Source organism: Mesorhizobium onobrychidis, assembly GCF_024707545.1.
In the GTDB taxonomy this organism is placed as follows: domain Bacteria; phylum Pseudomonadota; class Alphaproteobacteria; order Rhizobiales; family Rhizobiaceae; genus Mesorhizobium; species Mesorhizobium onobrychidis.
The window spans coordinates 3,584,500-3,608,525 of sequence record NZ_CP062229.1; the positions used below are offsets into that span (position 1 = coordinate 3,584,500).

Annotated in this window: 22 protein-coding genes; 13 read left to right on the top strand and 9 right to left on the bottom strand. The window is 63.4% G+C overall.

Going from position 1 to position 24,026, the window contains the following annotated elements; all coding sequences use genetic code 11:
• The first annotated feature begins 3 nt into the window (after positions 1-3).
• Together cobU and cobO are read left to right on the top strand one after the other, a co-directional pair.
• Positions 4-501 carry a bifunctional adenosylcobinamide kinase/adenosylcobinamide-phosphate guanylyltransferase gene (gene cobU / locus IHQ72_RS17810; RefSeq protein ID WP_258123869.1) on the top strand — a complete coding sequence of 166 codons (498 nt, stop codon included), beginning with the start codon at positions 4-6 and terminating at the stop codon, positions 499-501.
• A gap of 1 nt (position 502) precedes the next feature.
• Positions 503-1,117 carry a cob(I)yrinic acid a,c-diamide adenosyltransferase gene (gene cobO / locus IHQ72_RS17815; RefSeq protein ID WP_258123633.1) on the top strand — a complete coding sequence of 205 codons (615 nt, stop codon included), beginning with the start codon at positions 503-505 and terminating at the stop codon, positions 1,115-1,117.
• Positions 1,118-1,481: 364 nt separating this feature from the next.
• Here the strand turns inward: cobO and cbiB are convergent, their stop codons facing one another.
• Positions 1,482-2,450 (bottom strand): adenosylcobinamide-phosphate synthase CbiB, encoded by a 969-nt coding sequence (gene cbiB, locus IHQ72_RS17820; RefSeq protein WP_258123634.1) that lies wholly within the window; start codon positions 2,448-2,450, stop codon positions 1,482-1,484.
• Between cbiB and cobD the strand changes: the two genes are divergently transcribed.
• From cobD to IHQ72_RS17835, 3 genes are all read left to right on the top strand, one after another.
• Positions 2,449-3,504, top strand: coding sequence for a threonine-phosphate decarboxylase CobD (gene cobD / locus IHQ72_RS17825; RefSeq protein ID WP_258123635.1), 1,056 nt, complete (start codon positions 2,449-2,451; stop codon positions 3,502-3,504). The two genes, cbiB and cobD, sit on opposite strands and share 2 nt — an antisense overlap.
• Positions 3,501-4,004: a tyrosine phosphatase family protein gene (locus IHQ72_RS17830; protein ID WP_123151839.1), complete on the top strand. Its 504-nt coding sequence runs from the start codon at positions 3,501-3,503 to the stop codon at positions 4,002-4,004. The genes cobD and IHQ72_RS17830 overlap by 4 nt, the downstream gene beginning before the upstream one ends.
• A gap of 202 nt (positions 4,005-4,206) precedes the next feature.
• The gene (locus IHQ72_RS17835; RefSeq protein WP_258123636.1) at positions 4,207-5,280 is read left to right on the top strand and encodes a serine hydrolase domain-containing protein; all 1,074 of its coding nucleotides are present in this window, start codon (positions 4,207-4,209) and stop codon (positions 5,278-5,280) included.
• 165 nt (positions 5,281-5,445) lie between these two features.
• On the opposite strand, the gene IHQ72_RS17840 is transcribed toward IHQ72_RS17835, so the two are convergent.
• Both IHQ72_RS17840 and IHQ72_RS17845 read right to left on the bottom strand, forming a co-directional pair.
• A complete protein-coding gene (locus tag IHQ72_RS17840) occupies positions 5,446-6,249 on the bottom strand; it encodes a creatininase family protein (RefSeq protein ID WP_258123637.1) in 804 nt (267 codons plus the stop codon).
• A gap of 201 nt (positions 6,250-6,450) precedes the next feature.
• The gene (locus IHQ72_RS17845; RefSeq protein ID WP_258123638.1) at positions 6,451-6,855 is read right to left on the bottom strand and encodes a RidA family protein; all 405 of its coding nucleotides are present in this window, start codon (positions 6,853-6,855) and stop codon (positions 6,451-6,453) included.
• A gap of 253 nt (positions 6,856-7,108) precedes the next feature.
• Here IHQ72_RS17845 and IHQ72_RS17850 point away from each other — a divergent pair, with 253 nt between their 5' ends.
• Genes IHQ72_RS17850 through IHQ72_RS17880 form a run of 7 tightly spaced genes read left to right on the top strand, consistent with a single transcriptional unit; the run spans position 7,109 to position 13,593 of the window.
• Positions 7,109-8,113, top strand: coding sequence for an ABC transporter substrate-binding protein (locus tag IHQ72_RS17850; protein WP_258123639.1), 1,005 nt, complete (start codon positions 7,109-7,111; stop codon positions 8,111-8,113).
• A gap of 9 nt (positions 8,114-8,122) precedes the next feature.
• On the top strand, positions 8,123-8,953 hold the full coding sequence (locus IHQ72_RS17855) for an ABC transporter ATP-binding protein (RefSeq protein WP_258123640.1): 831 nt from the start codon (positions 8,123-8,125) through the stop codon (positions 8,951-8,953).
• Positions 8,940-9,791 (top strand): ABC transporter permease, encoded by an 852-nt coding sequence (locus tag IHQ72_RS17860; RefSeq protein WP_258123641.1) that lies wholly within the window; start codon positions 8,940-8,942, stop codon positions 9,789-9,791. The genes IHQ72_RS17855 and IHQ72_RS17860 overlap by 14 nt, the downstream gene beginning before the upstream one ends.
• A gap of 1 nt (position 9,792) precedes the next feature.
• Positions 9,793-11,100, top strand: a complete 1,308-nt coding sequence (locus IHQ72_RS17865) for a cytosine deaminase (RefSeq protein ID WP_258123642.1) — start codon at positions 9,793-9,795, stop codon at positions 11,098-11,100.
• Positions 11,097-12,497, top strand: a complete 1,401-nt coding sequence (locus tag IHQ72_RS17870) for an FAD-binding oxidoreductase (RefSeq protein WP_374120373.1) — start codon at positions 11,097-11,099, stop codon at positions 12,495-12,497. Before IHQ72_RS17865 ends, IHQ72_RS17870 begins: the two co-directional genes overlap by 4 nt.
• A complete protein-coding gene (locus IHQ72_RS17875; protein WP_258123643.1) occupies positions 12,497-13,078 on the top strand; it encodes an NAD(P)H-dependent oxidoreductase in 582 nt (193 codons plus the stop codon). The genes IHQ72_RS17870 and IHQ72_RS17875 overlap by 1 nt, the downstream gene beginning before the upstream one ends.
• Positions 13,078-13,593 carry an NAD(P)H-dependent oxidoreductase gene (locus IHQ72_RS17880; RefSeq protein ID WP_258123645.1) on the top strand — a complete coding sequence of 172 codons (516 nt, stop codon included), beginning with the start codon at positions 13,078-13,080 and terminating at the stop codon, positions 13,591-13,593. The genes IHQ72_RS17875 and IHQ72_RS17880 overlap by 1 nt, the downstream gene beginning before the upstream one ends.
• Positions 13,594-13,891: 298 nt before the next feature.
• Here IHQ72_RS17880 and IHQ72_RS17885 read toward each other — a convergent pair whose 3' ends face one another.
• The 6 genes from IHQ72_RS17885 to IHQ72_RS17910 all read right to left on the bottom strand — a co-directional run bounded on the left by IHQ72_RS17885 (position 13,892) and on the right by IHQ72_RS17910 (position 22,997).
• The gene (locus tag IHQ72_RS17885) at positions 13,892-15,196 is read right to left on the bottom strand and encodes an IS4 family transposase (protein WP_258117880.1); all 1,305 of its coding nucleotides are present in this window, start codon (positions 15,194-15,196) and stop codon (positions 13,892-13,894) included.
• 204 nt (positions 15,197-15,400) lie between these two features.
• Positions 15,401-17,860 (bottom strand): GcvT family protein, encoded by a 2,460-nt coding sequence (locus tag IHQ72_RS17890; RefSeq protein WP_258123646.1) that lies wholly within the window; start codon positions 17,858-17,860, stop codon positions 15,401-15,403.
• On the bottom strand, positions 17,857-19,038 hold the full coding sequence (locus tag IHQ72_RS17895) for a pyridoxal phosphate-dependent aminotransferase (protein ID WP_258123647.1): 1,182 nt from the start codon (positions 19,036-19,038) through the stop codon (positions 17,857-17,859). Before IHQ72_RS17895 ends, IHQ72_RS17890 begins: the two co-directional genes overlap by 4 nt.
• Positions 19,038-19,937: a homocysteine S-methyltransferase family protein gene (locus IHQ72_RS17900; RefSeq protein ID WP_258123648.1), complete on the bottom strand. Its 900-nt coding sequence runs from the start codon at positions 19,935-19,937 to the stop codon at positions 19,038-19,040. The genes IHQ72_RS17895 and IHQ72_RS17900 overlap by 1 nt, the downstream gene beginning before the upstream one ends.
• Positions 19,934-22,387 (bottom strand): GcvT family protein, encoded by a 2,454-nt coding sequence (locus IHQ72_RS17905; RefSeq protein WP_258123649.1) that lies wholly within the window; start codon positions 22,385-22,387, stop codon positions 19,934-19,936. The genes IHQ72_RS17900 and IHQ72_RS17905 overlap by 4 nt, the downstream gene beginning before the upstream one ends.
• Positions 22,388-22,403: 16 nt before the next feature.
• The gene (locus tag IHQ72_RS17910; RefSeq protein WP_258123650.1) at positions 22,404-22,997 is read right to left on the bottom strand and encodes a helix-turn-helix domain-containing protein; all 594 of its coding nucleotides are present in this window, start codon (positions 22,995-22,997) and stop codon (positions 22,404-22,406) included.
• 309 nt (positions 22,998-23,306) lie between these two features.
• Here IHQ72_RS17910 and IHQ72_RS17915 point away from each other — a divergent pair, with 309 nt between their 5' ends.
• Entirely contained in the window at positions 23,307-24,008 is a 702-nt protein-coding gene (locus tag IHQ72_RS17915) for a nitroreductase (protein ID WP_258123871.1), read from the top strand.
• Positions 24,009-24,026 lie beyond the last annotated feature (18 nt).

Consider the following 24,026-nt stretch of genomic DNA (forward strand, 5'->3'; position numbering starts at 1 on the left):
AGGCTGACCCTGGTCATCGGCGGTGCGCGCTCCGGCAAGAGCGCGTATGCCGAAAGATTGGTGACGGCCTGTCCGGCGCCGTGGGCCTATATCGCCACGGCGCAAGCCTATGATGACGAGATGCGCGAACGCATCGCGCTGCATCGGTCGCGGCGCGACGAGGGCTGGACGACCATCGACGCGCCGCTCGATCTCGTCGGCGCGATCGAGGCGCTGCCTGACGGCCGGCCCGTCCTGATCGACTGCCTGACGCTGTGGCTGACCAACCATATGCTGGCCGAACATGACATTGAGGCCGAATGCCGATGGCTGGCGGATGTGCTGTCGCGGCCGCGAGGGCCGTGGTTCGTGGTTTCCAACGAGGTTGGCCAGGGCATCGTGCCCGACAATGCGCTGGCTCGCCGGTTTCGCGATGCCGCCGGCCGGCTCCACCAGCAGGTCGCGGCCGTCGCCGGCACAGTGCTGCTGATGGTGGCGGGACTGCCGCTCAAGGTGAAATGAGATGACCGATATCGACGACCGGGACGAGGAACGCCACCGCGCCAAGATGGCCAAGCGCAAGGCGGTGCAGGACGCAGAGGTCGCGGCAAAGACGGTCGAGAAGGGGCTGCTGATCGTCAACACCGGGCCCGGCAAGGGCAAAACCACTGCCGCCTTCGGGCTGGCGCTGAGGATGCTCGGCTACGGCAGGCGCGTCGGCGTCGTCCAGTTCATTAAGGGCAAATGGCACACCGGCGAGAAGGATGCTTTTGCCGCCTTCGGCGACCGGGTCGTCTGGCACACAATGGGCGAGGGCTTCACCTGGGAAACGCAGGATCTGAAGCGCGACATCGCTGCCGCCGAAGCTGCCTGGGTCAAGGTGCTCGAATTGATGGCCGATCCTTCGATCAGCCTTCTGGTGCTCGACGAGCTGAACATCGCACTGCGCTACGATTATCTTGATCTCGACAAAGTGGTGGCGGCGCTGAAAGGGCGCCGCGAAAACCTGCATGTTGTCGTCACCGGCCGCAACGCCAAGCCGGCGCTGGTCGATGCCGCCGATCTTGTCACCGAGATGGGCGTGACCAAGCATCACTTTTCCGCCGGCGTGAAGGCACAGCTAGGCATAGAGTTCTGAACATTCCGAAGGAGGCGTCATCGGCGAAGCGGCCGATCTCCTCCTTGCAGGGAGATGCCCGGCAGGGCAGAAGGGGTGCTGTCCCTCGAAGCCTCAAGACGTGGGTTCCTCGCCCACCGCGGAGCGGGGGAGAGGTGGCCGCCAAGCGGCCGGAGAGGGGGCTTGTCGTAGAGCGCGGTTCCCCCTCTCCGTCTCGGCTTACCAACCTCCAAGGCTGAAGGCTTCCAATTTTGTTCTTGCTTTGTGCCGGCAGTTATGCTATTGAAATGAATATGCTGCTGATTTGCCCCAGCGACCCGCCTCCGAGGCGGGTTTTTTGTTTCAGCCGATGTCGACCGGCCGCGTTGCAGGTCTGGACTGGACGTCACGCAGCGATGACGATCACCGACAGCAAGCCGAACAGCGCGATCAGCAGAAAATCGGCAACCCGGTAGAGTTTCAGCGCCTGTCGGATATCGGCGCTCTCGGCATCGCGGTGGCCGCCTTCGCCCATGAACGCATCGTCGACCATGACGCCGTCATAGGAGCGCGGCCCGGCTAGCGCCAGGCCGAGCGCGCCGGCCATCGCGGCCTCAGGCCAGCCGGCGTTGGGCGAGCGGTGTTTCTTCGCGTCGCGCAGCACTGTGCGCCAGGCGTTACCGGCATCGGCGCCTTTGACGAGGAAGGCGGCCAGCACGATGAGCAGTGCGGTCAGTCGCGACGCCGGCAGGTTGATCAGATCGTCGAAGCGCGCCGCCGCCCGGCCGAAGGCCTCGTGGCGCGGCGTGCGGTGGCCGATCATCGAATCGGCGGTGTTGGCGGCCTTGTAGGCGACGCCGCCGGCCAGCCCGCCGACGCCGATCCAGAAGACAGGCGCGACGACGCCGTCGGAAAAATTCTCGGCCAGGCTTTCGATCGCCGCGCGGCAGACGCCGGCTCTGTCGAGCTTTTCCGGATCGCGGCCGACGATCCGTGAGACGGCAGCACGGCCGATTTTGAGTCCGCCATTGTCGAGCCCGTCGGCCACCTGCTCGACATGCTCGGCCAGGCTCTTCTGCGACAGCAGCGATGTCGCCAGAATTGCCGTGAGGACCAGTCCGGCTGGAATGCCCGAAAGCACAGTTTCAACCGCGAAAGCGATGGTGGCCGGCACCAGCACGATGATCAGCAGTGCATCAATGCCGCGCCGACGACGGACGGCGTCGGAATCAGTGGCGCGGTTGAGCCTGCGGTCGAGAAAGGATATCAGCCTGCCGAACCAGGTGACGGGATGGCCGATGGCGCCAAGCAGCCAGCCCGGGTAGCCGACAGCGAATTCAACAACCAGTGACAGGAAAGCGATCAGGATCGACATGAAGTCTCTTGATGGAGCGGCGGCAGTGTTGGATCACGGCGGAAGCCTTGGCCGGGCGATGGCGCTTTTTCCCAATGCGTCGCAGCCCTTTGTCGACCTCTCGACCGGTATCAATCCGCACTCCTACCCGTTTTTTGAGTTGCCCGCCACCGCTCTGTCAAGATTGCCGGAAGCCGCGCGGGTCCGTGATCTGGCCGACGTTGCGGCAAGCGCCTACGGCGCGCCATCGGCAGCGAATGTGGTGGCCGCGCCGGGCACGCAGATCCTGTTGCCGCGCGTCGCCTCGCTGGCGAGCCCCGGCAAGGCGCTGGTGCTCGGGCCGACCTATGCCGAACATCAGCGGGCGGCGGCGATCGTCGGTCATGCGGTGATGGAGGTCGACGATTTCGAGGCCATGGCAGGAGCCGACCTCGCCATCGTCGTCAACCCCAACAATCCGGACGGGCGCGTCATCGCACGCAAGAGGCTGCTTGAGCTTGCCGGAAAATTGCGCGCCAGAGGCGGTCTGCTGGTCGTCGACGAGGCGTTCATGGATGTCGGCCCGCGCGCGGAAAGCCTGGCCGGCGATGTCGGCCAGGGTGGCGTTGTCGTGCTGCGGTCCTTCGGCAAGTTCTTTGGTCTTGCCGGCCTGCGGCTTGGCTTTGCACTGGCCGACGCGCTGACGGTCGAACGGCTGGAGGCGCAGTTCGGGCCGTGGGCGGTTGCCGGACCGGCGCTCGAATATGGGATCCGCGCGCTTGCCGACAGCGGCTGGCAGGCCGAAATGCGGCGCCGTCTGGCAGAGGATGCCGCGCGGGTCGATGCGCTGTTCGGCCGCTTCGGCGTTGCTGTTGCCGGCGGCACCACGCTGTTCCGCTATATCAGGCTGTCGGACGCCGCCGGTCTGTTTTCGGTGCTTGGCGAGCGCGGCATCCTGCTTCGCCATTTCTCCGACCGTCCGCATGTGCTGCGCGCCGGGCTGCCGGGCGGCGACGCGGAATGGCAGCGGCTCGAATCGGCTCTTGCCGACTGGGCGCAACAGCGCGACGATGACGCAAAGGAGATCAAACAATGATCCATGTCTGTTCGCTGTCGAAAATCGAGGAAACAGTCGCGAAGACCGGCGCCGAGTGGCTGCTTTCTCTGCTGGCCGCCGGTACCGAAGTGACGCGCCCGGCCTCGATCTCCCGGGAAAACCATCTGCATCTGGTCATGCACGACATTGCCGTGGCGCAAGAGGGCATGACCATGCCGGGCGAGGAGCATGTCCGCAACCTGCTCGATTTCGCGCGCCGATGGGATCGTGCAAGGCCGCTGGTCGTGCATTGCTATGCCGGCATCAGCCGGTCGACCGCCTCGGCCTACATCATTGCGGCAGCACTGGCGCCGAAGCGCGACGAGGTCGAATTGGCTGAGACTTTGCGCGCGCTGTCGCCCTCGGCAACACCTAATCCGCGATTGATTTCGGTGGCCGACACGCTGCTTGATCGCAACGGCCGGATGATCGAAGCGATCCAGGCGATCGGGCGCGGCGCGGATGCTTTCGAAGGCACGCCGTTCGAATTGAGAATCTGAGCCTAAAAACAAATTTCAGGAAAAGTGCGTAGGAGTTCTAGGACGCGGCCAAAGGGGGCGAATGATGATCGGGAGAATTTTGGCCATCTTTGTTAGCGTGGTCTGCGCGACAGGCAGCGCCACGGCCGCGTCCATGCCGGCTCTCAAGTCGATCGACCTGGCAGCGCTCCAAGCCACCGTCGAAGGTTTGGCCAAGGAACTTATGCTGCCCGGTGCCATGGTTTTGCTCACGACTCCGCGGGGCAACCTCGTCTTCGGCTACGGTACGACTGAACTGGGTGCCACGAACCCGCCGCGCGCCGATACCCACTTCCGTGCGGCCTCGAACACCAAGACGATGACCGCCGCTGTCATCGTGCAACTGGTGCAGGAAGGGAAACTGAGCTTCGCTGATCCGATCTCGAAATACGTCCAGGGCGTTCCCAACGGCGACGAGATCACCATTCGGCAGCTCATAACAATGCGGAGCGGCCTCCCTAACTTCACCAATGCGCCGGAACTTGCCGAAAGCCTGGACAAGGAACCTTACAGGGTATGGACCGCTGACGAAGTACTCGGCATGGCGTTCAAACGGCCGCCGGACTTCGCGCCGGGTGCCGAATTCGAGTACAACAACACCAACTACTATCTGCTCGGCCTTGTTGCCGAGAAGATCGACGGCAAGCCGCTCTCGACCATCTTCCGGGACCGTCTGTTCGGGCCGCTCGGCATGAAGAACACGGCGTTGCCGCCGGCCACGTCGAACGACATCCCCGAGCCATACTCAAACGGCTACCTCTACGGCAGTACCTCGTACGCCCTGGCTGATTCGCCCTATCCGGACGACCTCCAGGCTGCGGCCAGGGCGGGAACGCTCAAACCCAACGACGATACATGGCAGAATCCGTCCGCCTATTTTGCGGCTGGCGGAGTCATCTCCACCGCGGATGACCTCGCGACCTGGATGCGCGCGCTGGTCGGGGGCAAGCTCTTCAATGCCGACTTCCAGCGGCAGTGGCTAGCAAGCCCTGAGGCGCCGGAGCCGGGCGAACCTGCCATGCAAAAATACGGCTATGGCATCCTCACGCTGACCTTCGGGCCTAACGAAATCTACTATCACGAAGGCGAGATGCCCGGTTACCAGTCCTTCATGGGCTACGATCCGGCTAATGACGTCACCCTGGTCATATGGACCAACCTGACTCTCGCGCTCGACGGCCAGGCGACCGCCAACACCTTGATGGTGAAGATACTGGACGAAATCTACACGGTGTCGCCGCTTAAAGAGGTGAAGTGAGGACCCTCGCGCGCGAATGGAATCGCCCCTCGTGAGCGAGGCCTGAGCTGTTGGGATCAAACACCTAGAGCGGTTCATCGTTTCACGGAAACGATGAACCGCTCTAACTCTTTGTTTGACGCAATTCCGGACGGAAAACCGTTTCACACTTTTCCTGGAATTGCTCTAGGTCAGCCAGTCGGCGAGCTTGGCCTTTCTCACATCTCTGATCAGGCTGATGAAACCGTCGGCCTGATGGTTGGCGGTAAGCCTGCCCTTTTCGGCCGTTGCAATGCTGGCATCGCCGACCACGCCGTTCGGGTTGAGGTCGGTGGCGATCCAGGCGAAGGCGTGCGTTCCCGTATGGCGCAGCAGCGAGAATTCCTTTTCGGCGTGGGCGACGTTGGACACGAAATTGTCGGCCTTTGCCATGTCGACCAGATCCGGCCGGAAATGCAGCATCAGCGAGGTCTCGACATCGCCGCCATGGATGCCTTGGCGATCCTCAAGCTCGGTATACATGCCGGCCGGCCGGCCAAAGCGCTGCCAACTCGTCTTCACCGCCAGCATCTTTGCCCGCACGCGCAATTCTCGCGTGATGATGCCCATGATCTCCTCGTTACCGCCATGCGAGTTGACGACGATCAGTTTCCTGACGCCGGCCCGCGCAATCGACAGGCCAAGCTCGGTCCAGGCCTCGATCAAGGTCGCCGCCGGCAAAGTGAGCGTTCCCGGTGCATGCAGATGCTCGTTCGACTTGCCCACCGCCTGGACCGGCAGGATGCGGATGTCGAGATCGCCGGGCAGGCGAGCGATCACCGTTTCGAGCATGCCGTTCATGATCGAGGTGTCGGTCGAAACCGGCAGATGCGGCCCGTGCTGTTCGATCGCCGCCACCGGCAGGACGGCGATCGTCGCCTCCGGATCGACGGTGGCGTATTCGGTGGTCCGGTAATCGCCCCACCACACGCGTTTTTTTGTTCCGGCCATTTTGAACCTCGAAGAGACTGAATACGCGTCTGCGCTGCCCCTCACCCTTGCCCTCTCCCCGTAAAGGACGGGGAGAGGGGATCGCCAGTGTTGCGGCCAGCCTCTTCTCCCCATCACTACACGCGGAGAAGGTGCCGGCAGGCGGATGAGGGGCAGCACCAGCATTTGTCGTGTAACTTGAGATCGCTGGCCTGTCGATTCTCAGCCTTCGGCCAGCGCTCCTTGCCCTGCCGCGATGACCTCAATCTCGACCTTGAATTCCGGCCGGGCGAAACCGGACACGATCATCAGCGTCGAAGCCGGCGCCGGGCTGGTGAACAACCGGTCGCGGACGTCCATATAGGGCCGCAGGAAGGCGTGGTCGGTGACATAGGCGTTGATGCGGACGATGTCGGAGAGTCCAAGTCCGGCCTCGCCGAGAATCGCGGCGATGTTCTGAAAACAGAGTTCGGCCTGCGCGCCGGCATCCTCCGGGATCTGATCGTCCGGAGTGATGGCGACCTGGCCCGAACACAGCACCAGCCTCTTGCCGGGAGGCACCTCGACGCCATGGCTGTAGCGGGCGAAGGGCGGCTTGATCGACTTCGGCGTGAGGAATTTGAACACGACAATCTCCAGTCTGCCGCCAGCTTAAAGCCGGATTGGCGGCCCCTTCAAGATGCAGTGCATGTTATCAGGGCGATTGTGGACAGGCGTTCAAAAAATAGGCACGATGCCTTCGGTACAGCATGACCGTCCGGCCTTCGCGCACCACCGTTGCGCAGGCGGGCGGTCTCGGCGATGGCATGTGTCTTGCTTCTTGAATCGATGGTGTCGAGCCCGGTGCGTGGCGCGCCGGAGCCAACAGAGGGTGGTGTGGATGGACGGAAAACTTAAGATTTCGGTGGGCGCGATCGTGCTGCTTGCCGCAAGCACGCTGAGCGCGGCAGCAAATGAAAAAGTCACGTTCGGCACCAACTGGCTCGCCCAGGCCGAGCACGGCGGCTACTATCAGGCGGCCGCTGATGGCACCTATGCCGCTTGCGGGCTTGACGTAACGATCATGCAAGGTGGCCCGCAGGTCAGCGGTCGGCCGCTGCTGCTCGCCGGCAAGATCGACTTCTACATGGGCGGCAACATGCTGCAGGCCTTCGACGCCGTTCAGCAGGAGATTCCGCTGCGCGTGGTCGCCGCCTCCTTCCAGAAAGAGCCGCAGGTGATCATGGCCCATCCAGGTCAGGGGCTCGACAGATGGGAAGATTTGAAGAACGCGGACCAGTACATCATCGCTGACGAAGGTGCACAGAGCTTCTTCCAATGGATGGTAACGGAATTCGGCTTCGATCCGGCCAAGCGCGTGCCCTACACTTTCAATCCCGCACCTTTCATCGCCAATCCAAAATCGATCCAGCAAGGCTACGTGACCTCAGAGCCCTATGCCGTCGCCAAGGAAGGCGGCTTCCAGCCCAATTTGTTCCTGCTCGCCGACTACGGCTTCGACACCTATGCGACGACGATCGAGACCATGCAGGCCACGATCGACAAGCGGCCGGAAGTGGTTCAGTGCTTCGTCGATGGCTCGGCCAAGGGCTGGTACAATTATCTCTACGGCGACAACACTGCCGCCAACGCCGCGATCAAGAAGGACAACCCCGACATCAGCGACGAGCAGATCGCGTTTTCGATCGAGCAGATGAAGAAATTCGGCATCGTCGATTCCGGCGATACGGAAAAACTCGGCATTGGTGCGATGACAGACGCGCGCATCCAGAGCTTCTACGACAAGATGGTCAAGGCCAAGGTCGTGCCGGCCGGCGTCGACATCAAGAAGTCCTACACGCTGGCCTTCGTCAACAAAGGCGTCGGGATCGACCTGAAGAAATAGCACCCGGGCATGATGCAGGAGAAAGTGGCGCAAGCGCCGGCAAGCGCATCGGGCAAAGGTCCGATGCTGCTGGCGCTGCGTGGCGTCGGCAAGGTCTTTTCCAACGGCGTGACAGCGCTCAGCGACGTCGACCTGACGATCCGGGAAGGCGACTTCCTCAGCCTTCTCGGCCCGTCCGGCTGCGGCAAGTCGACGGCCTTGCGTCTCATTGCGGGTCTTGCGACGCCGACATCTGGTCTGCTCGACTGGCGCGGCAGCAGCTCTGTCGACCGCTCGAATATAGGCTTCGTGTTCCAGGAGCCGACGCTGCTGCCCTGGGCCGATATCTTCGACAATGTCTGGCTGCCGCTGCGGCTGAAGGGCGTGTCGCGGGCCAAGGCTGCGCCTGTCGTGATGGAGATGCTGGCGCGGGTCCACCTGACCGGATTCGAAAATGCCGTGCCGCGCGAGCTGTCCGGCGGCATGAAGATGCGCGTCTCGATCGCCCGCGCCATGGTGACCAAGCCGCGCGTGCTTTTGATGGACGAGCCGTTCGCGGCATTGGACGAGATCACCCGCTTCAAGCTCAACAATGATCTTCTTGAACTGTGGCAGGACGAGCGTTTTACCGTCGTCTTCGTGACCCACAGCGTCTTCGAAAGCGTTTTCCTCTCCAACCGCGTCGTCGTCATGGCGGCCCGACCGGGCCGGGTATTCAAAGAACTCGTCATCGAGGCGCCCTACCCACGCAACGAAGCCTTCCGCACTTCGCCCGACTATGCCGCGCTCTGCCGAAAGGCGTCCGATGTGCTGATCGGCGCCATCAACTCAACTGCCGGACCGCATCATGACGGCCATTGATCATCCTGCCGTAACCCTGGATCCCGAGGAGGCGCGTCGCGTGCGCCAGGAGCGGCTCGAGCGGATTGGCCGATGGGTGCTGCCGCTGGCGATCATGATCCTGGCGATCTGGCTGTGGGACCGCATCTGCGTCTGGAATGGCATCCCGAAATATATCCTGCCGCGCCCCGGCGTGGTGTTGCAAACGCTGTTTGACGATGCCGGGCTGCTGTTCTCCTCGCTGCTGGTGACGCTCAGGGTCACCTTCCTCAGTCTGCTTCTGGCCGTCATCGGCGGGGTCGGGCTGGCGGTGCTGTTTGCGCAATCGAAATGGGTCGAGATGTCGTTCTTCCCGTTTGCCATCGTCCTGCAGGTGACGCCGATCGTCGCGATCTTCCCGCTGATCAATATCTATGTCGACAACCAGACGGCGAAGCTCCTGCTGTGTGCCTGGATCGTCGCCTTTTTCCCGATCCTGTCCAACACCACGCTTGGCCTCAACTCCGTCGACCGCAACCTGCGCGACATGTTCAAGCTCAACGGCGCAACCCGCTGGCAGCAATTGCGCTACCTGCGCCTGCCGGCAGCGATGCCGTATTTCCTCGGCGGGCTGAAGATCGCCGGCGGCCTGTCGCTGATAGGCGCGGTGGTGGCGGAGTTCGTCGCCGGGGCCACCGGCCAGTCGTCGGGGCTTGCCTCGCGCATCATCGAGGCCGGCTACCGGCTCAACGCACCGCGACTGTTCGCGGCGCTGATCCTGATCTCGTTCACCGGCATTCTGATCTTCCTGGTGCTGTCGCTGATCTCGCACCTGATCCTGCGACGCTGGCACGAGAGCGCGCTGAAGCAGGAGCGATGAAATGTTGGAGATACCGGCCTCTGGTCCTTATCATCTCACCAACGCCTGGCTTCATGCGTCCCTGACGCCGGGACTCTCCGCTGCTTATGACAGCGATGGGTTTGCGCTCGCCGACATCGCCGTCGCCGACGGCAGGATTTCCAGCATTATCGCGCATCGCCAGTCCAATACACTGGCAGACGCCGTCGACCTCGGCGGACGCATCGTCATGCCGTGTTTCGTCGACTGCCACACGCACATCGACAAAGGCCATATCTGGCCTCGAAAACCCAATCCGGACGGCACATTCATGGGCGCGCTGAACGCCACCGGCGCCGACCGTGCTGCACGCTGGAGCGCCGAGGACGTCGCCCGCCGCATGGATTTTTCGCTGCGTTGCGCCTACGCGCACGGCACCAGGGCACTGCGCACCCATCTCGACAGCGTCGCGCCGCAGGAAGAGATCTCCTGGCCGGTGTTCGAGACGATACGGGAGAAATGGCGTGGCCGCATCGAACTGCAGGCGGCCTGCCTGCTCGGCATCGAAGGCGTGCGCGACAAGAAATGGTTCGAGAGACTGGCCAAACGCGTCGCTGCGGCCAAGGGTGTGCTCGGCGTCGTCACCTATATGCTGCCGGACCTGGAAGAGCTTCTCGACCACGTGTTCGCGCAGGCAATCAAGCATGGCCTCGACCTCGATTTCCACGCCGACGAGACCGATGATATCTCGGCGACCTCGCTGAAGAAGATCGCCGAGGCGGCCCTGTGGAACGGTTTTGAGGGAAACATCCTTGTCGGCCATTGCTGCTCGCTGGCACGCCAGCCCGATCTCGACGTGCTCGACACGCTGGACAAGGTGGCGAAGGCGGGGCTTGCCGTGGTGTCGCTGCCGATGTGCAATCTCTATCTGCAGGACCGGCGCGGCGACAAGACCACGCCGCGCTGGCGCGGGGTAACGCTGCTGCAAGAGATGAAGGCGCGCGGCATTCCTGTGGCCGTCGCCTCGGACAACACCCGAGACCCGTTCTACGCCTATGGCGATCTCGATATGCTGGAGGTCTACCGCATGGCGACGCGCATCCTGCATTTCGATCACCCGGTTGGCGACTGGCCGCAAGCGGTGACTTCGACACCAGCCCAGATGATGCGGCTCGATGGCTTCGGCACGCTCGCCGCCGGCGGTGCTGCTGACTTCGTCGTCTTTAGGGGACGGAACTGGACGGAATTGCTGTCGCGGCCCGAATCGGATCGCATCGTGGTACGCGAGGGTCGCGCCATCGAACGCCGCTTGCCCGATTATGCCGAACTCGATGATCTGATGGTGGAATGATGGACCTGGCTGCCCTGAAACGCGATCTCGACGGCCTGAAGATCGACGATCATCCGGCGATCGTCCAGCAGAAGAGCCGCGACTTCTACTGGTACAGTCCGGTGCTGAAGCAACAGCTCGATCATGTCACCGGCGACATGATCGCGACGCCGAAGACGGAAGACGAGGTGATCCGAGTGCTTGCCGCATGCCACCGGCATGGCATTCCGGTGACGCCGCGCGGCAGCGGCACCGGCAATTACGGGCAGGCGATGCCTTTGTCCGGCGGCGTCGTGCTCAATCTCGCAGAGATGAACGCAGTCAAGACGATTGCGCCCGGTCGCGTCGTCACCGGACCGGGCGCTGTTCTGGCCGACATCGACAGGGCGACGCGCGCGCATTCCGGCCAGGAGCTGCGGATGTCGCCATCGACCTACAACACGGCGAGCATAGGCGGCTTTGTTGCCGGCGGCTCGGGCGGCGTCGGCTCGATCTGCTGGGGTGGGCTACGCGACCTCGGCAATGTCATCCGGCTCAGGACCGTGACGATGGAGGCGGAGCCTCGCACCATGGAGCTTAGCGGCGAGGAGGTGCTGAAGGTGATGCATGCCTACGGCACCAATGGCGTCATCACCGAGGTCGAGATGCCGCTGACCGCTGCTTATGACTGGATCGATGTCATCGTCGGCTTCGACGATTTCATGGATGCAGCCGGCTTCGGCAACGATCTCGCCATCCATGATGGCATTCTGGCGAAACTGATCACGCCGATCGCCGCTCCGATCCCCTATGACTATTTCAAGCGGCATCAAAGGTTCTTCCGACGCGAGCAAAGCATCGTGGTCTGCATGATTGCGCCGCATGCAATGGACGCCTTTGTCGCCCTCACGGCGCGCAGCAAGGGCGAGATCGTCTTCCGCGCCGACAAGGAGGCCGATCTCAAGGGCCTGCCGCCGGCCTATGAGCTGACCTGGAACCACACGACGCTGCGCGCCATCAGAGTCGACCCGACGATTACATATCTGCAGACCCGCTACCCGTCGCCGGATCATCTCGCTCACGTCAAGGCGATGATCGACCGCTTCGGCGACGAAGTGCCGACGCATCTCGAATTCATCCGCTTCGACGGCGCGATCGGCGTCGCCGGGCTGCCGTTGGTGCGCTTCACAACGGCCGAGCGGCTCGACGAGATCATCCGCATCCATGAAGACAATGGCTGCTGGGTCTTCAATCCGCACCGCTACACGCTGGAAGAGGGCGGTATGAAGCAGACGGACGAGGTGCAGCTGGCCTTCAAGCGCGAGACCGATCCGCAAGGGTTGCTCAATCCGGGCAAGATGATCGCCTGGGAAAACCCGGACTACGACTATCGCTCGGGCAAGTCGTTCCTGTTCAAGGGGTTGCAGAAGGCGGGCTGATGAAAATCCTCGTCCTCTACGCCCATCCGGTCGAGACCAGCTTCAATGCCGATCTGCACCGGATGATCGTTGAGCGGCTGACGGCAGCCGGTCACGCCGTCGACGATTGCGATCTCTATGCCGAGAATTTCGATCCGCGGCTGACGCGGGCCGAGCGGCTCGGTTATCACGACGAACGCGGCGCCGGTGATCCGGCGGCGCTCTATGTCGAGCGCCTGCTGCGGACCGACGCGCTGGTGCTGTCGTTTCCGGTGTGGAACTTCGGCTATCCGGCCATATTGAAAGGCTTTTTCGACCGCGTCTTCCTGCCCGGCGTGTCGTTCAAACTGGCCAATGGCAAGGTGCAGCCGTCGCTGCACAACATCCGCAAGCTGGCGGCGGTCACCACCTATGGCGGCAGCCGGCTCCACGCCATGCTGATGGGCGACCCGCCGCGCAGGCTGGTTAACCGCGTGCTGCGCGCCACGGTCAAGCCAGGTGCCTCCGTGTCCTATCTCGCGCTTTATTCGATGAACCTGTCGACCGATGAAACGCGGAAGAGATTCACGGCGAAGGTCGCCGCCAGCATGGATGCCTTCTGATGCGGGTTCTGGTGGTTTACTGCCATCCTGTGCCCGAAAGCTTTTGCGCCGCGATCCGGGATAGTGCCATCGAGGTGCTGAAGGCGAGGGGCTGGGAGGTGCGGCTGCTCGACCTCTATGCGGAAAATTTCGATCCGGTCATGGGCTGCGGCGGGCGACGCTGCTACAATGAACACGCCCCGCAGGATCCGGCGCTGAAACCGCACATCGACCACCTCAATTGGGCCCAGGCAATCCTCTTCATCTATCCGACATGGTGGTATGGGCTGCCGGCAATGCTGAAGGGCTGGCTAGACCGGGTCTGGGCAACCGACGTCGCCTTCCGGCTACCGGTGGGCAAGGGGCGGATTCAGTCGCTGGTGAGGCATGTGACGAAGATCGGGGTGATCACGACCTGCGGCGCACCGACCTGGTGGAGCGTCGTCGTCGGCCAGCCGGGACGCAAGACAATCCTGCGCGCATGCGGGCGCTCTGCGCCACCCGCTGCAGGACGTTCTTCCTGGCGCACTACCTGATGGACTCATCGACACCGAAGACGAGGGCGGCGTTTCTGGAGAAAGCGCGAACGAAGCTGGATCGGTTTTGAGCCGGCGGAAATTTCCTTCTCCCCTTGTGGGAGAAGGTGGATCGGCGCGCAGCGCCGAGACGGATGAGGGGTGCTGGAAGAAACGAGGCTATGGGAAAGTCAACCGTTTCGAGGCGCTTAGCTTTTCGGCGCAGCGATCCGTCCAACACCCCTCATCCGACCTCGCTTCGCGAGGCCACCTTCTCCCACAAGGGGCTAGCGTGCGCACACATCTGATTTGGCGGGGATTAGTTTGGATTTGCAAGAGCGAAGCCCTCGGCGATGGCGTGGAAGCGTTTGAGGCCGTTGCTGAAGGTGACGGGACCTGGCGGCCGCTCCTTTGCGTAGCCGTTCCACCCTCCCAGCCGGGCGATGCACCAAGCGGCCCAGGCGAGCGTGTGTTGCGGATGCGGGTTGTTCTGCTTTTGGGTCTTGCCTTCGAGCCTGGCAATCAGCGCCTCCAGCACGGTGATCTCGGCGGGGCTGAAGAGGCGTGCAGCCTTGAAGGCCTGGCCGGCGGCATCGCGCCCGTGCACGAGTTGCATGACCCTGGTGGCGACGATCAGCGCGGTCGCGGCCAGCCGTTCGAGTGCCTCACCATCGGCAAGCAGGCTTTCCTCCAGATCGATGGCCTGCGACTTCACGGTTCGGAACAGCTGTTCGACGGTCCAGCGCAACCGGTAGAGATCGACCATGCGGCAAGCGTCGGCGAGCGTTTTGACCGCGTGAGTGGTCAACAGCCGCCAGATCACCGCTTCCTTGGGCGAAGGCGGATCGATCTCGCGCACTTCGACCATGTTGAGCGTGATCTCGCGCGGATCGCGACAGTCGGCACCAAGGCGCGGCTGGCGCAAGGCGACCGCGGCGAAGCGAACGGCCAGTTGCACCTTGCGCGCCGGTCGGCCGGGACGCGCCTGCAGTTCGAAGGCGGTCCGGCCGGCTTCCGGCGTTTTGGCGATCTCGCCGAACAGACGGCCGCCCTGCTCACCCAGAGCCCGGTCGCGCACGGCGCGGATGAGCACATGCGTGCGCTCGTCAGGCAGCCTTGCCAGCACTTCGTAGATGTCGGCCTCGCGGTCGCCGATCACGGTAGCCAGCGGCGTGTCGGTCAGCGCCTGGCGGGCCGCCTTGGCGGTGGCGATCCATTTGTAGCTTTCCTTGGCTTCGATCGGCAGGGCTTGGTAGTCGTGCGCCTTCTGCCCCCGGCGCCGCCAGATCGTGGCAGCCGCAAGCCCCAGCACCGAGCCGTCGGCGGCATCCACGGCCAGCGCCGGGTGGACGAACAGCCCGACATCCTTGCCGTTGCCGACATGCCCGAGGCCGCGCTTGCGCGAGGCCTTGGCCTCATAGTTGATCTCGCTGCTGTCCTCAATGATCAGCACATGGCGGCCGGCCGCCGCCTCGCCCGTTCGCGCCGCCGCCGTGCGCACGATCTCCGGCACCGTCACTTGGGGATTGCGAAACAGCCGCGTGAACGCAATCTGTTCCGCCCGCGTATCGGCCAGCCTGCGCAGGCCCGCGCTGACGCGCGTGCACATGCGCTCCAGCACCATGCTCCCCTTTTTTGCAGGCGCAGGTCGCCGAAGTATCCAAGCAGCAAAGCCATCGTCGAAATCTCCCGAATCAACAATGGCAGCTACAGAATCACACATGATTCCAACCCCACAAGCCAAACCTGCTACCCGACCAAACTCCCTTGACACCTCTCCGAAGCAGATGTGTGCGCACGCTAGCCCACAAGGGGAGAAGGAAAAAGGTTACATCCGCACCCGTTCCGCCTTCGGATCATACATCGGCTTCAGCGACGCCTCGGCGGCGAAGCGTTCCCCGGCGATTTCGATCTCGTAGGGCGACGACAGCACATCCGCCTCACTCTCGCCCTGGCACGGCACGTAGCCGAGCCCGATAGCGCCGCCGAGATGATGGCCGTAATTTCCCGAGGTGACCGGACCGATGATCTTGCCGTCGCGCAGGATCGCTTCATTATGGAAGAGCAATGGCTCAGGGTCTTTCAGACGGAACTGGACCAGCCGTCGGTTCAATCCGGCTTCCTTCTTCCTCAGCACGGCATCGCGGCCAAGAAAATCGCCCTTGACGGTCTTCACTGCGAAGCCGAGGCCTGCCTCCAGCACATTGTCCTCGTCGGTGATGTCGTGACCGAAATGCCGGAAGGCCCTTTCGATACGGCAGGAATCCAGCGTGTGGAGACCGCAGAGTTTTAAGCCGACATCGGCGCCGACCTCCGCGATTGCCTCGAAGACATGGGCGGCCTGGTCGGTCGAGACATAAAGCTCCCAGCCGAGCTCGCCGACATAGGTGACACGGTGGGCGCGGGCCAGGCCCATGCCGATTTCTATCTCCTGAAACGTTCCGAACGGATTGCTTTCGTTGGAGAAATCGTTCGGGCTCAGCTTTTGAATCAGCTTCCTCGAATCCGGGCCCATTAGGCAGAGCACGGCTTCGGCAGCGGTCACATCGGTGATGACGACGAATTCATCAGCGAGGTGCTTGCGCAGCCACGCGAGATCACGCTGCAGCGTCGCGCCGGGCACGACCAGGAAGTAAGCCGTTTCCGATAGCCGCGAGACGGTAAGGTCGCTCTCGATGCCGCCGCGCCGGTTGAGCATCTGGGTGTAGACGATCTTGCCCGGGGCCACGTCCATGTCGTTGGCGCAAAGCCTCTGCAGGAAGGTGCAGGCATCTCGGCCTTCGACGCGGATCTTGCCGAACGAGGTCATGTCAAACAGGCCGACGCCGTTCCTGATCGCCAGATGTTCGTCGCGCTGGTTGTCGAACCAGTTCTGCCGTTTCCATGAATAGCGGTATTCGCGCTCCTGGCCGGGCCTAGCGAACCAGTTGGCGCGCTCCCAGCCGGCGACTTCGCCGAACACCGCGCCGCGCGCCTTCAGATGTTCGTGGAGAGGGGAGCGCCTCAGGTTCCGCGAGGTCGCCATCTGGCGGTACGGGAAATGGTCGGCGTAGAGCAGGCCGAGCGTCTCGGAGACGCGCTCCTTCAGGTAACGGCGGTTCTTCTGGAACGGCTGGGCGCGGCGGATATCGACTTCCCACAGGTCGAAGGGCGCTTCGCCGTCATTGATCCATTGCGCCAGGGCCATGCCGGCGCCGCCGGAGGAGACGATGCCGATCGAGTTGTAGCCGGTCGCCATCCAGTAGCCGGAAAGCTCCGGGGCCTCGCCAAGATAGTAGCGGTCGTCAGGGGTAAAACTCTCGGGACCGTTGAAGAAAGTGTGGATGCCGGCGCTGGCCAGCATCGGCATGCGGTTGACCCCCATTTCGAGGATCGGCTCGAAATGCTCGAAATCCTCCGGCAACTGGTCGAAGCAGAAATCGCCAGGAATGCCGTCCATGCCCCAGGGCTTGGCCACCGGCTCGAAGGCGCCGAGCATCATCTTGCCGGCATCTTCCTTGTAGTAGGCGCATTCGTCCGGCACGCGCAGCACCGGCAGGCGGGTCAGGCCGGGGATCGGCTCGGTGACGAGATAAAAATGCTCGCAGGCATGCAGCGGAATGGTGACGCCGTTCTGGCGGCCGAGCTCGCGCGCCCACATGCCGGCGCAGTTGACGACGACATCGGCTTCGATCATGCCTTGCTCGTCGCCTTGCGTCCAGGAAACGCCGGTAACGCGGCTATCCCTGGTATGGACCTTGGTGACCTTCACGTTCTCGACGATCGTCGCACCGCGCTGGCGCGCACCCTTGGCCAGCGCCATGGCGATGTTGGCCGGGTCACACTGGCCGTCGAGCGGCAGGTGGACTGCGCCGACCACGTCGGAAATGTTGAGATGCGGGTACATCTCCTTGACTTCATCAGGCGAAATTTCGCGCACGTCGACGTCGAACGCGCGGGCGAGAGACGCCTGCCTATAAATCTCGTGCTTGCGCTCCTCGGTCAGCGCTACGGTGATCGAACCGACCTGCCGCATGCCGGTGCCGACATCGGTCTCGGCTTCCAGCTTGACGTAGAGATCGGCCGAATATTTCGCCAGCCGCGTCATGTTCTGCGAACCGCGCAGCTGGCCGATCAGGCCGGCGGCGTGCCATGTCGTGCCCGATGTCAGCTGCTTGCGTTCGAGCAGCACGATATCGGTCCAGCCGAGCTTGGCCAGATGGTAGGCGACCGAACAGCCTGAAACACCGCCGCCGATGATGACGGCCCTTGCCTTTGTCGGGATGGTTTTCTGGGGCAGGGCGCTCATGCAGCCTCACGGCGATAGTTGGAAGCAAAGCGGCGCAGGCGAAGGGCTGCTTCCAAAAGCACCGCCTCGGGCTGGCAGAGGCTGACGCGAATATGGCCGGCGGCGGCCTGGCCGAAGCTCGAGCCGGGCATTACGCCAACCCTTTCCTTGTCGAGGAGAGCCCAGGCGAATTTCTCGTCGTCCGGCTCGAGAGCTGATATGTCGAGCATGACATACATGCCGCCTTCGGAGCCGCGCACGGTGACGTTGTTCATGCCGCGCATGGCATCGAGGACGACGGTGCGCCTTGCGGCGTAGCGTTCGGCGATCTCCTTGACGCCGTAGCCATTTTCCAGCGCCTCGGCGCAAGCGAGGCTGATGAAGGCCGGCAGGCCGTAGGTCGTCACCAGATTGAGGCTGGTCAGCAGCGAGATCATCTCTTCGGGCCCGGTCAGCCAGCCCATGCGCCAGCCGGTCATGCCATGACTCTTTGACATGGAATTGATGACCAGCGTGCGTTCCGCCATTCCGGGCAGCGAGCGCGGCGAGATGTGTTCGCCGCCGCCCAGCGTCCAATAGACCTCGTCCGACAGCAGCCAGAGGTCATGTTCCCGGCAGATCTGCGCCAGCTCTTCCAGCCGCTGGCGCGAATAGACAGCACCCGTCGGGTTGTTCGGCGTGTTGATGAGGATGGCGCGCGTGTTCGGCCGAAGCGCGGCGCGAATGTCGGCTTCTCGCGGCTGAAAACCATCCTCGGCGGGTGTCTCGACCACGGTGAAATCGGCGCCCGCGGCACTGAACGTGTTGGGATAGGTCGCGTAATAGGGCGCGACCACGATGGCATGGTCGCCCTGGTCGAGAACGGCTTGTACCGCGGCGTAAAGCGCTGCCTGCCCGCCCGGCGTGGCGACGACCTGGTCGGGGTTGGTCGCTATGCCGGTGCAGAGGGTCGAGGCCGCCGCCATTGCCTTGCGCAGGCGTGGAATGCCGGGAAGCGGGGTGTAATGGTGGTTGCTGGCGCGAACCGCCGTGACGCAGGCTTCGATCGTCTGCGCCGGCGTATCGAAATCATGGTCGCCGATCGACAGCATGATGATGTCCTCGCCGGCCTCCCTGCGTGTCCAGGCGGCGAAATGGACCTCCCAGCCATCCTTGCCGGAAGGCACGATGCCGCAAATGCGCGATGATGGTCTGGGCATTATGCTACCCCCGAAAATTCGTAGCCGGCCTGTTCGAGCCGGTCGCGCAGGGCGGCGATATGGGGCGGTCCGACTTCGCAGCAGCCGCCAACAATGTCGGCGCCGGCCTCGACCCAGCCGACCGCCTGGCCGGCATAGGCATCCGGATCGAGGTCGTGGCGGGCGTGCAGCACTTCCACTGTGCCGCCATGCTTGAGCGCCTCAATCGAGGTGAAGCCGTTGGCATAGGCGCCGACCGGGCCGCCGAGACCGATCAGTTCGGGCAGCGCTGCAGCGATCGCTTCGGGCCGGCAGCAATTGATCAGTCTAGCTGCGACCGGCAGGCCGTCGAGAGCGCCCGACGCCGCCGCAATGGCTTCGCCGCTGCGCAGCCGTGGTGCGCCGTGATCGGCGAGCGTCCACGACACCCACACCGGCTTGCCGCTTTCCGACGCCGCGGTGACAGCCGCGCGCGCCTCCTCGGCCGAGGCCATGGTCTCGCACAGGAACAGATCGACGCCGTCAGCCTGCTCGGCAACGATGCGGCGGTAGATGTCGAGCGTATCCTGAAAGGATATCGTCAGTGCCGGCGCGTAGCTGCCGAACAGGGGCGACAGGCAGCCGGCGATCGCCGCGTCGCCGGCCTGGTCGCGAGCTTGCCTTGCCAGCTCGATGCCGCGTTTCTGCAGCGGCTTGAACAGCTCTTCCGCGCCCTCGCGCGCCAGCCGCTCGGGCGTTGCGGAATAGGTGTTGATGGTGATGACGCGGGCGCCGGCCCGGATGAACTCCGCATGCAGGTCGCGCACCAGATCCGGTTCGTCGATCAGCACCCTGGCCGACCATAGCGGGGTGGGTTCGGAGCTGCTGCGGCGCACCAGTTCCTGGCCCATGCCGCCATCGGTGAGAATGACAGTCTTCATGCGCGCAACCTCTCGTTCTTCGGATCCCACAGCGGTTCGTCCTTCTGCACGACCGCCTTGAAGCGCTCGCCGAAGATCTCGACCTCGACCGCGGTTCCCGGCTCAGTGAGGTCGGCGCGCAGCATGCCGAGCGCGATCGATTTGTCGATGCGATGACCCCAGCCGCCGGACGTCGTCTCGCCGACGATCCGGCCGTCATGCCACAGCGTCGACATGGTGGGCGCGTCGCAGTCGCCGGGGTTTTCGATGACCAGCGTGACAAAGCGCTTCTTCACGCCCTGCTGCTTCTCGTTGAGCAGAGCCGCCTTGCCGCGGAAGTCGGGCTTGTCCCATTTGACGAAACGCTCCAACCCGCCCTGCAGGATCGAATAGTCGGTCGACAGGTCGCCCTTCCAGGCGCGATAGCCCTTTTCGAGCCGCAGCGAATCCAGCGCGTACATGCCGAACGGCTTCAAGCCATGCTTCTGCCCGGCCGCCCAGACGGCGTCGAAGACGGCGGCGGCGTCGTTGACCTTGGTGTGGATTTCCCAACCGAGTTCGCCGGCGAAGGACACACGCACCAGCCTTGCCCAACGGCCGGCGATTGTCGTCTCCTGGTGCGTCAGCCAGGGCAGGGCAAGGTCGGCGGTGCAGACATCGGCGAGGATTTTTCGCGCATTGGGACCGGCGAGGATCTGCGTGGCGTATTCCTCGGTCCGGTCGACCAGCTTGAATGAAGCGTCCTTCGGCATGCGCGATTTCAGCCACTCGAAATCATGCCACTGCGCCACGGCGGCGGTGATCAGCGTCATCAAATTCTCGTCGTGGCGCGCCACCGACATTTCGGTGACGATGCGGCCCTTGTCGTCGGCAAAATAGACGAGGCCGATGCGGCCGGGTTTCGGCACCAGCCCGGTAACCTGTTGGCTCAACCATTCGGCAGCACCCGGACCGTCGAGATTGAAGCGGGAAAAACCAGGCAGGTCCAAAATGCCGGCGGCGTCGCGCACGGCGAGGCACTCTTCGCGGACGCGATGCTGCCAGGGCCCGTCGCGGCGGAAGGTCAGCGTCGCGGCTTCCGAGACGTCGTCGCCGGCTTGTGCGTACCAGGTGGCGCGCTCCCAGCCACTATAGGCGTCGAAGCAGGCGCCGATTGCCTTGATGCGATCGTGGATCGGCGACAGTTTGCGGTCGCGCCCAGCCGGCCAGGCATGGCGCGGAAACTGGATGGCGTATTCGTTGCCGTAGATCTCCATGCCCTTGGCGACGCAATAGTCCGGCGCGGCGGCGAATGAAGTGAAGCGGCGCGGATCGCAGAACCACATGTCCCATTCGGTCTGGCCCCCAGTCACCCATTCGGCCAGCACCTTGCCGGCGCCGCCACCCTGGGCGATGCCGAAGGTGAAGACGCAGGCCTCGAAGGCGTTCGGCACGCCGGGCATCGGGCCGATCAGCGGGTTGCCGTCCGGCGCGTAGGGGATCGGGCCGTTGATGACCTTGGACAGTCCGGCGGTGCCGAGAATCGGCACGCGGGCAACGGCATCGGCCAGATAGTCCTCCAGCCGGTCGAGATCGTCGGGGAACAGCTGGAACGAAAAATCATCAGGCATCGGGTCATTGTGGCCGACCCAATGCGCACGGCAATTGCGCTCATACGGGCCGAGATTCATGCCGTTCTTTTCCTGGCGCAGATAATAGGAGGTGTCGACGTCGCGCAGCAGCGGCAGTTTCTTGCCTTGCTCTTTCGACCACGCGGCCAGTTCGGGGATTTCCTCGAACAGGATATATTGATGGCTCATCACCATCATCGGCACGTCGCGGCCGAACATCTTGCCGACTTCGGCCGCACGGTAGCCGGCGGCGTTGACGACGATCTCGCAGCGAATCTCGCCCTGCGCGGTCTCGACCACCCACTCGTCCTTCTCGCGGCGCACGCCGGTGACTGGACAGAAGCGAATGATCTTCGCACCCATGTCGCGGGCGCCCTTGGCCAGCGCCTGGGTCAGCTGCGCCGGGTCGATGTCGCCGTCGCTCGGATCGTAGAGCGCGCCCTTCAGCTCATGCGTTTCGATGAACGGGTAGCGGCGCTTGATCTCGTCGAGCCCGACCACATCGATGTCCATGCCCTGATAGCGGCCCATGCCCTTGGCGCGCTGGAACTCCTGCATGCGCTCGGCCGTATGGGCCAGCCTGAGCGAGCCGGTGACGTGGTAGTTCATGGGATAGCCGACCGCGTCGGCCAGCCCGCGATAGAGCTCCGTCGAATAGCGCTGCATGTTCATCAGCGACCATGACGAGGAGAAGGTCGGCACGTTGCCGGCCGCATGCCAGGTCGAGCCGGAGGTGAGCTCGTTCTTTTCCAGGAGCAAGCAGTCGGTCCAGCCCGCCTTGGCGAGATGATAGAGCGAGGAGGCGCCGACAACACCGCCTCCGATGATCACCACACGTGCCGTGGTCGGAAAACCGGCCATATTCTTCTCCAAACCTTCAATAAACAGGTGGCGAAACCACCCAGATGACTACCGCTGGCTCCGCTCCAGGATTGCGCCAGCGGAACGGCTTGCCGTCGAAGCGAAAGGAGTCGCCTTCGCCAAGCTTGTGCCAGACGCCTGATATCTCGATGTCGAAGCTGCCGGAAGCGACATATCCGGCTTCCTCCGTCGGTCGGCGCGCTTCGGTCTTCAGTTCAGCACCCGGCGCGAAGACCGAACGCAGCATCTCGAAGCTACCGCCGAGATCGGGCGACAGAAGCTCCTCCACCAGGCCGGAATCGCTTGTGCCAAGCGTGCGGCGGCTGCCGGCGCGCACGACCACGCCGCGCTCGTTCTCGACGGGCACGTCGTGACTGAAGAACAGACTGACCGGCACGCCGAACAATTCTGCGAAGGCGCGCAGATCGCTAAGCGATGGTATCGACAGGCCGCGCTCGACCTGACTGACCCAGCCGACGGAGCGGCCGACCTTCAGTCCCGTCTCGGCAAGCGTCAGCCCGCGCGCCCTGCGCAGCGCCCTGATATCGCCGGCCAGCAGCCGTTCGCGGTTTTCCTGCTCCGATCTGATGGCGGTTGAGGGCAAAGCCATTTCTCTTGATGAAAAATTTCACTCGGTGAAAAATTCCCCTGGTGAAAAATTCGGGGCAAATTTCATGAGAGGTCAAGTTCGTGAAAAAATCAATAGAATTTTCATGAGGCCACAAGATTTGCTTGCGCCATTTTGGCGGTTCAGGCAAAGGCTCGGCCACGAACGGCGAGTGAGGGCGCCCGGTCGAGGCCTACGATAGAGTGCCACGCGTCAAATTGGACCCGCAATGGTGCTCTCTCATTTTCTGGACGGCGCATGATCCTTTCCGGAATCGATTCCGGTTTCCGGGTCACGCGCAAAGGGACGCCCATGCTGGAAAACAGGACTAAGATTACAGATGATGCGATCGTAGACGAGGCGATCACGTCGCGCCGTTCGGTGCGGGCCTTTCTGCCCGACATGGTCGACGATGAGACGATCCGCGCCATTCTCGCCGTTGCCGCGCGCGCGCCTTCGGGCACCAACATGCAGCCCTGGCGGGTCTACGTCACCAAGGGCGAGGTCAAGCAGCGGATCACCGATGCCATCCTCAATTCCGGCATCCGCGCCGAAAAGGCCGAGTGGGATGAATATCGCTACTACCCGGACCAGTTCTTCGAACCCTATCTCACCCGGCGGCGGGCGAACGGCTTCGGCCTCTACAGCGTGCTCGGCATCGGTCGGCGTGAGGTCGACAGGATGCGCGCGCAGCACGACCGCAACTTCGTCTTCTTCGACGCGCCGGTCGGCATGATCTTCACCGTCGACCGGCGGCTGAACAAGGGGTCGTGGATCGATTACGGCATGTTCCTGCAGAACATCATGGTGGCGGCACGGGGCAGGGGCCTGCACACCTGCCCGCAGGCCGCCTTTGCACCCTATCACAAGCAGATCAGGCCGGTGCTCAACATTCCCGACGAGGAGATCGTCGTCTGCGGCATGGCGCTCGGCCATGAGGACACGTCCAAGCCCGAAAACGAGTTCCGCACCGACCGCGCGCCGCTGGAAGAGTGGGTGACGTTCGCCAAATGAGGTGGCGCCAAGTGAGGT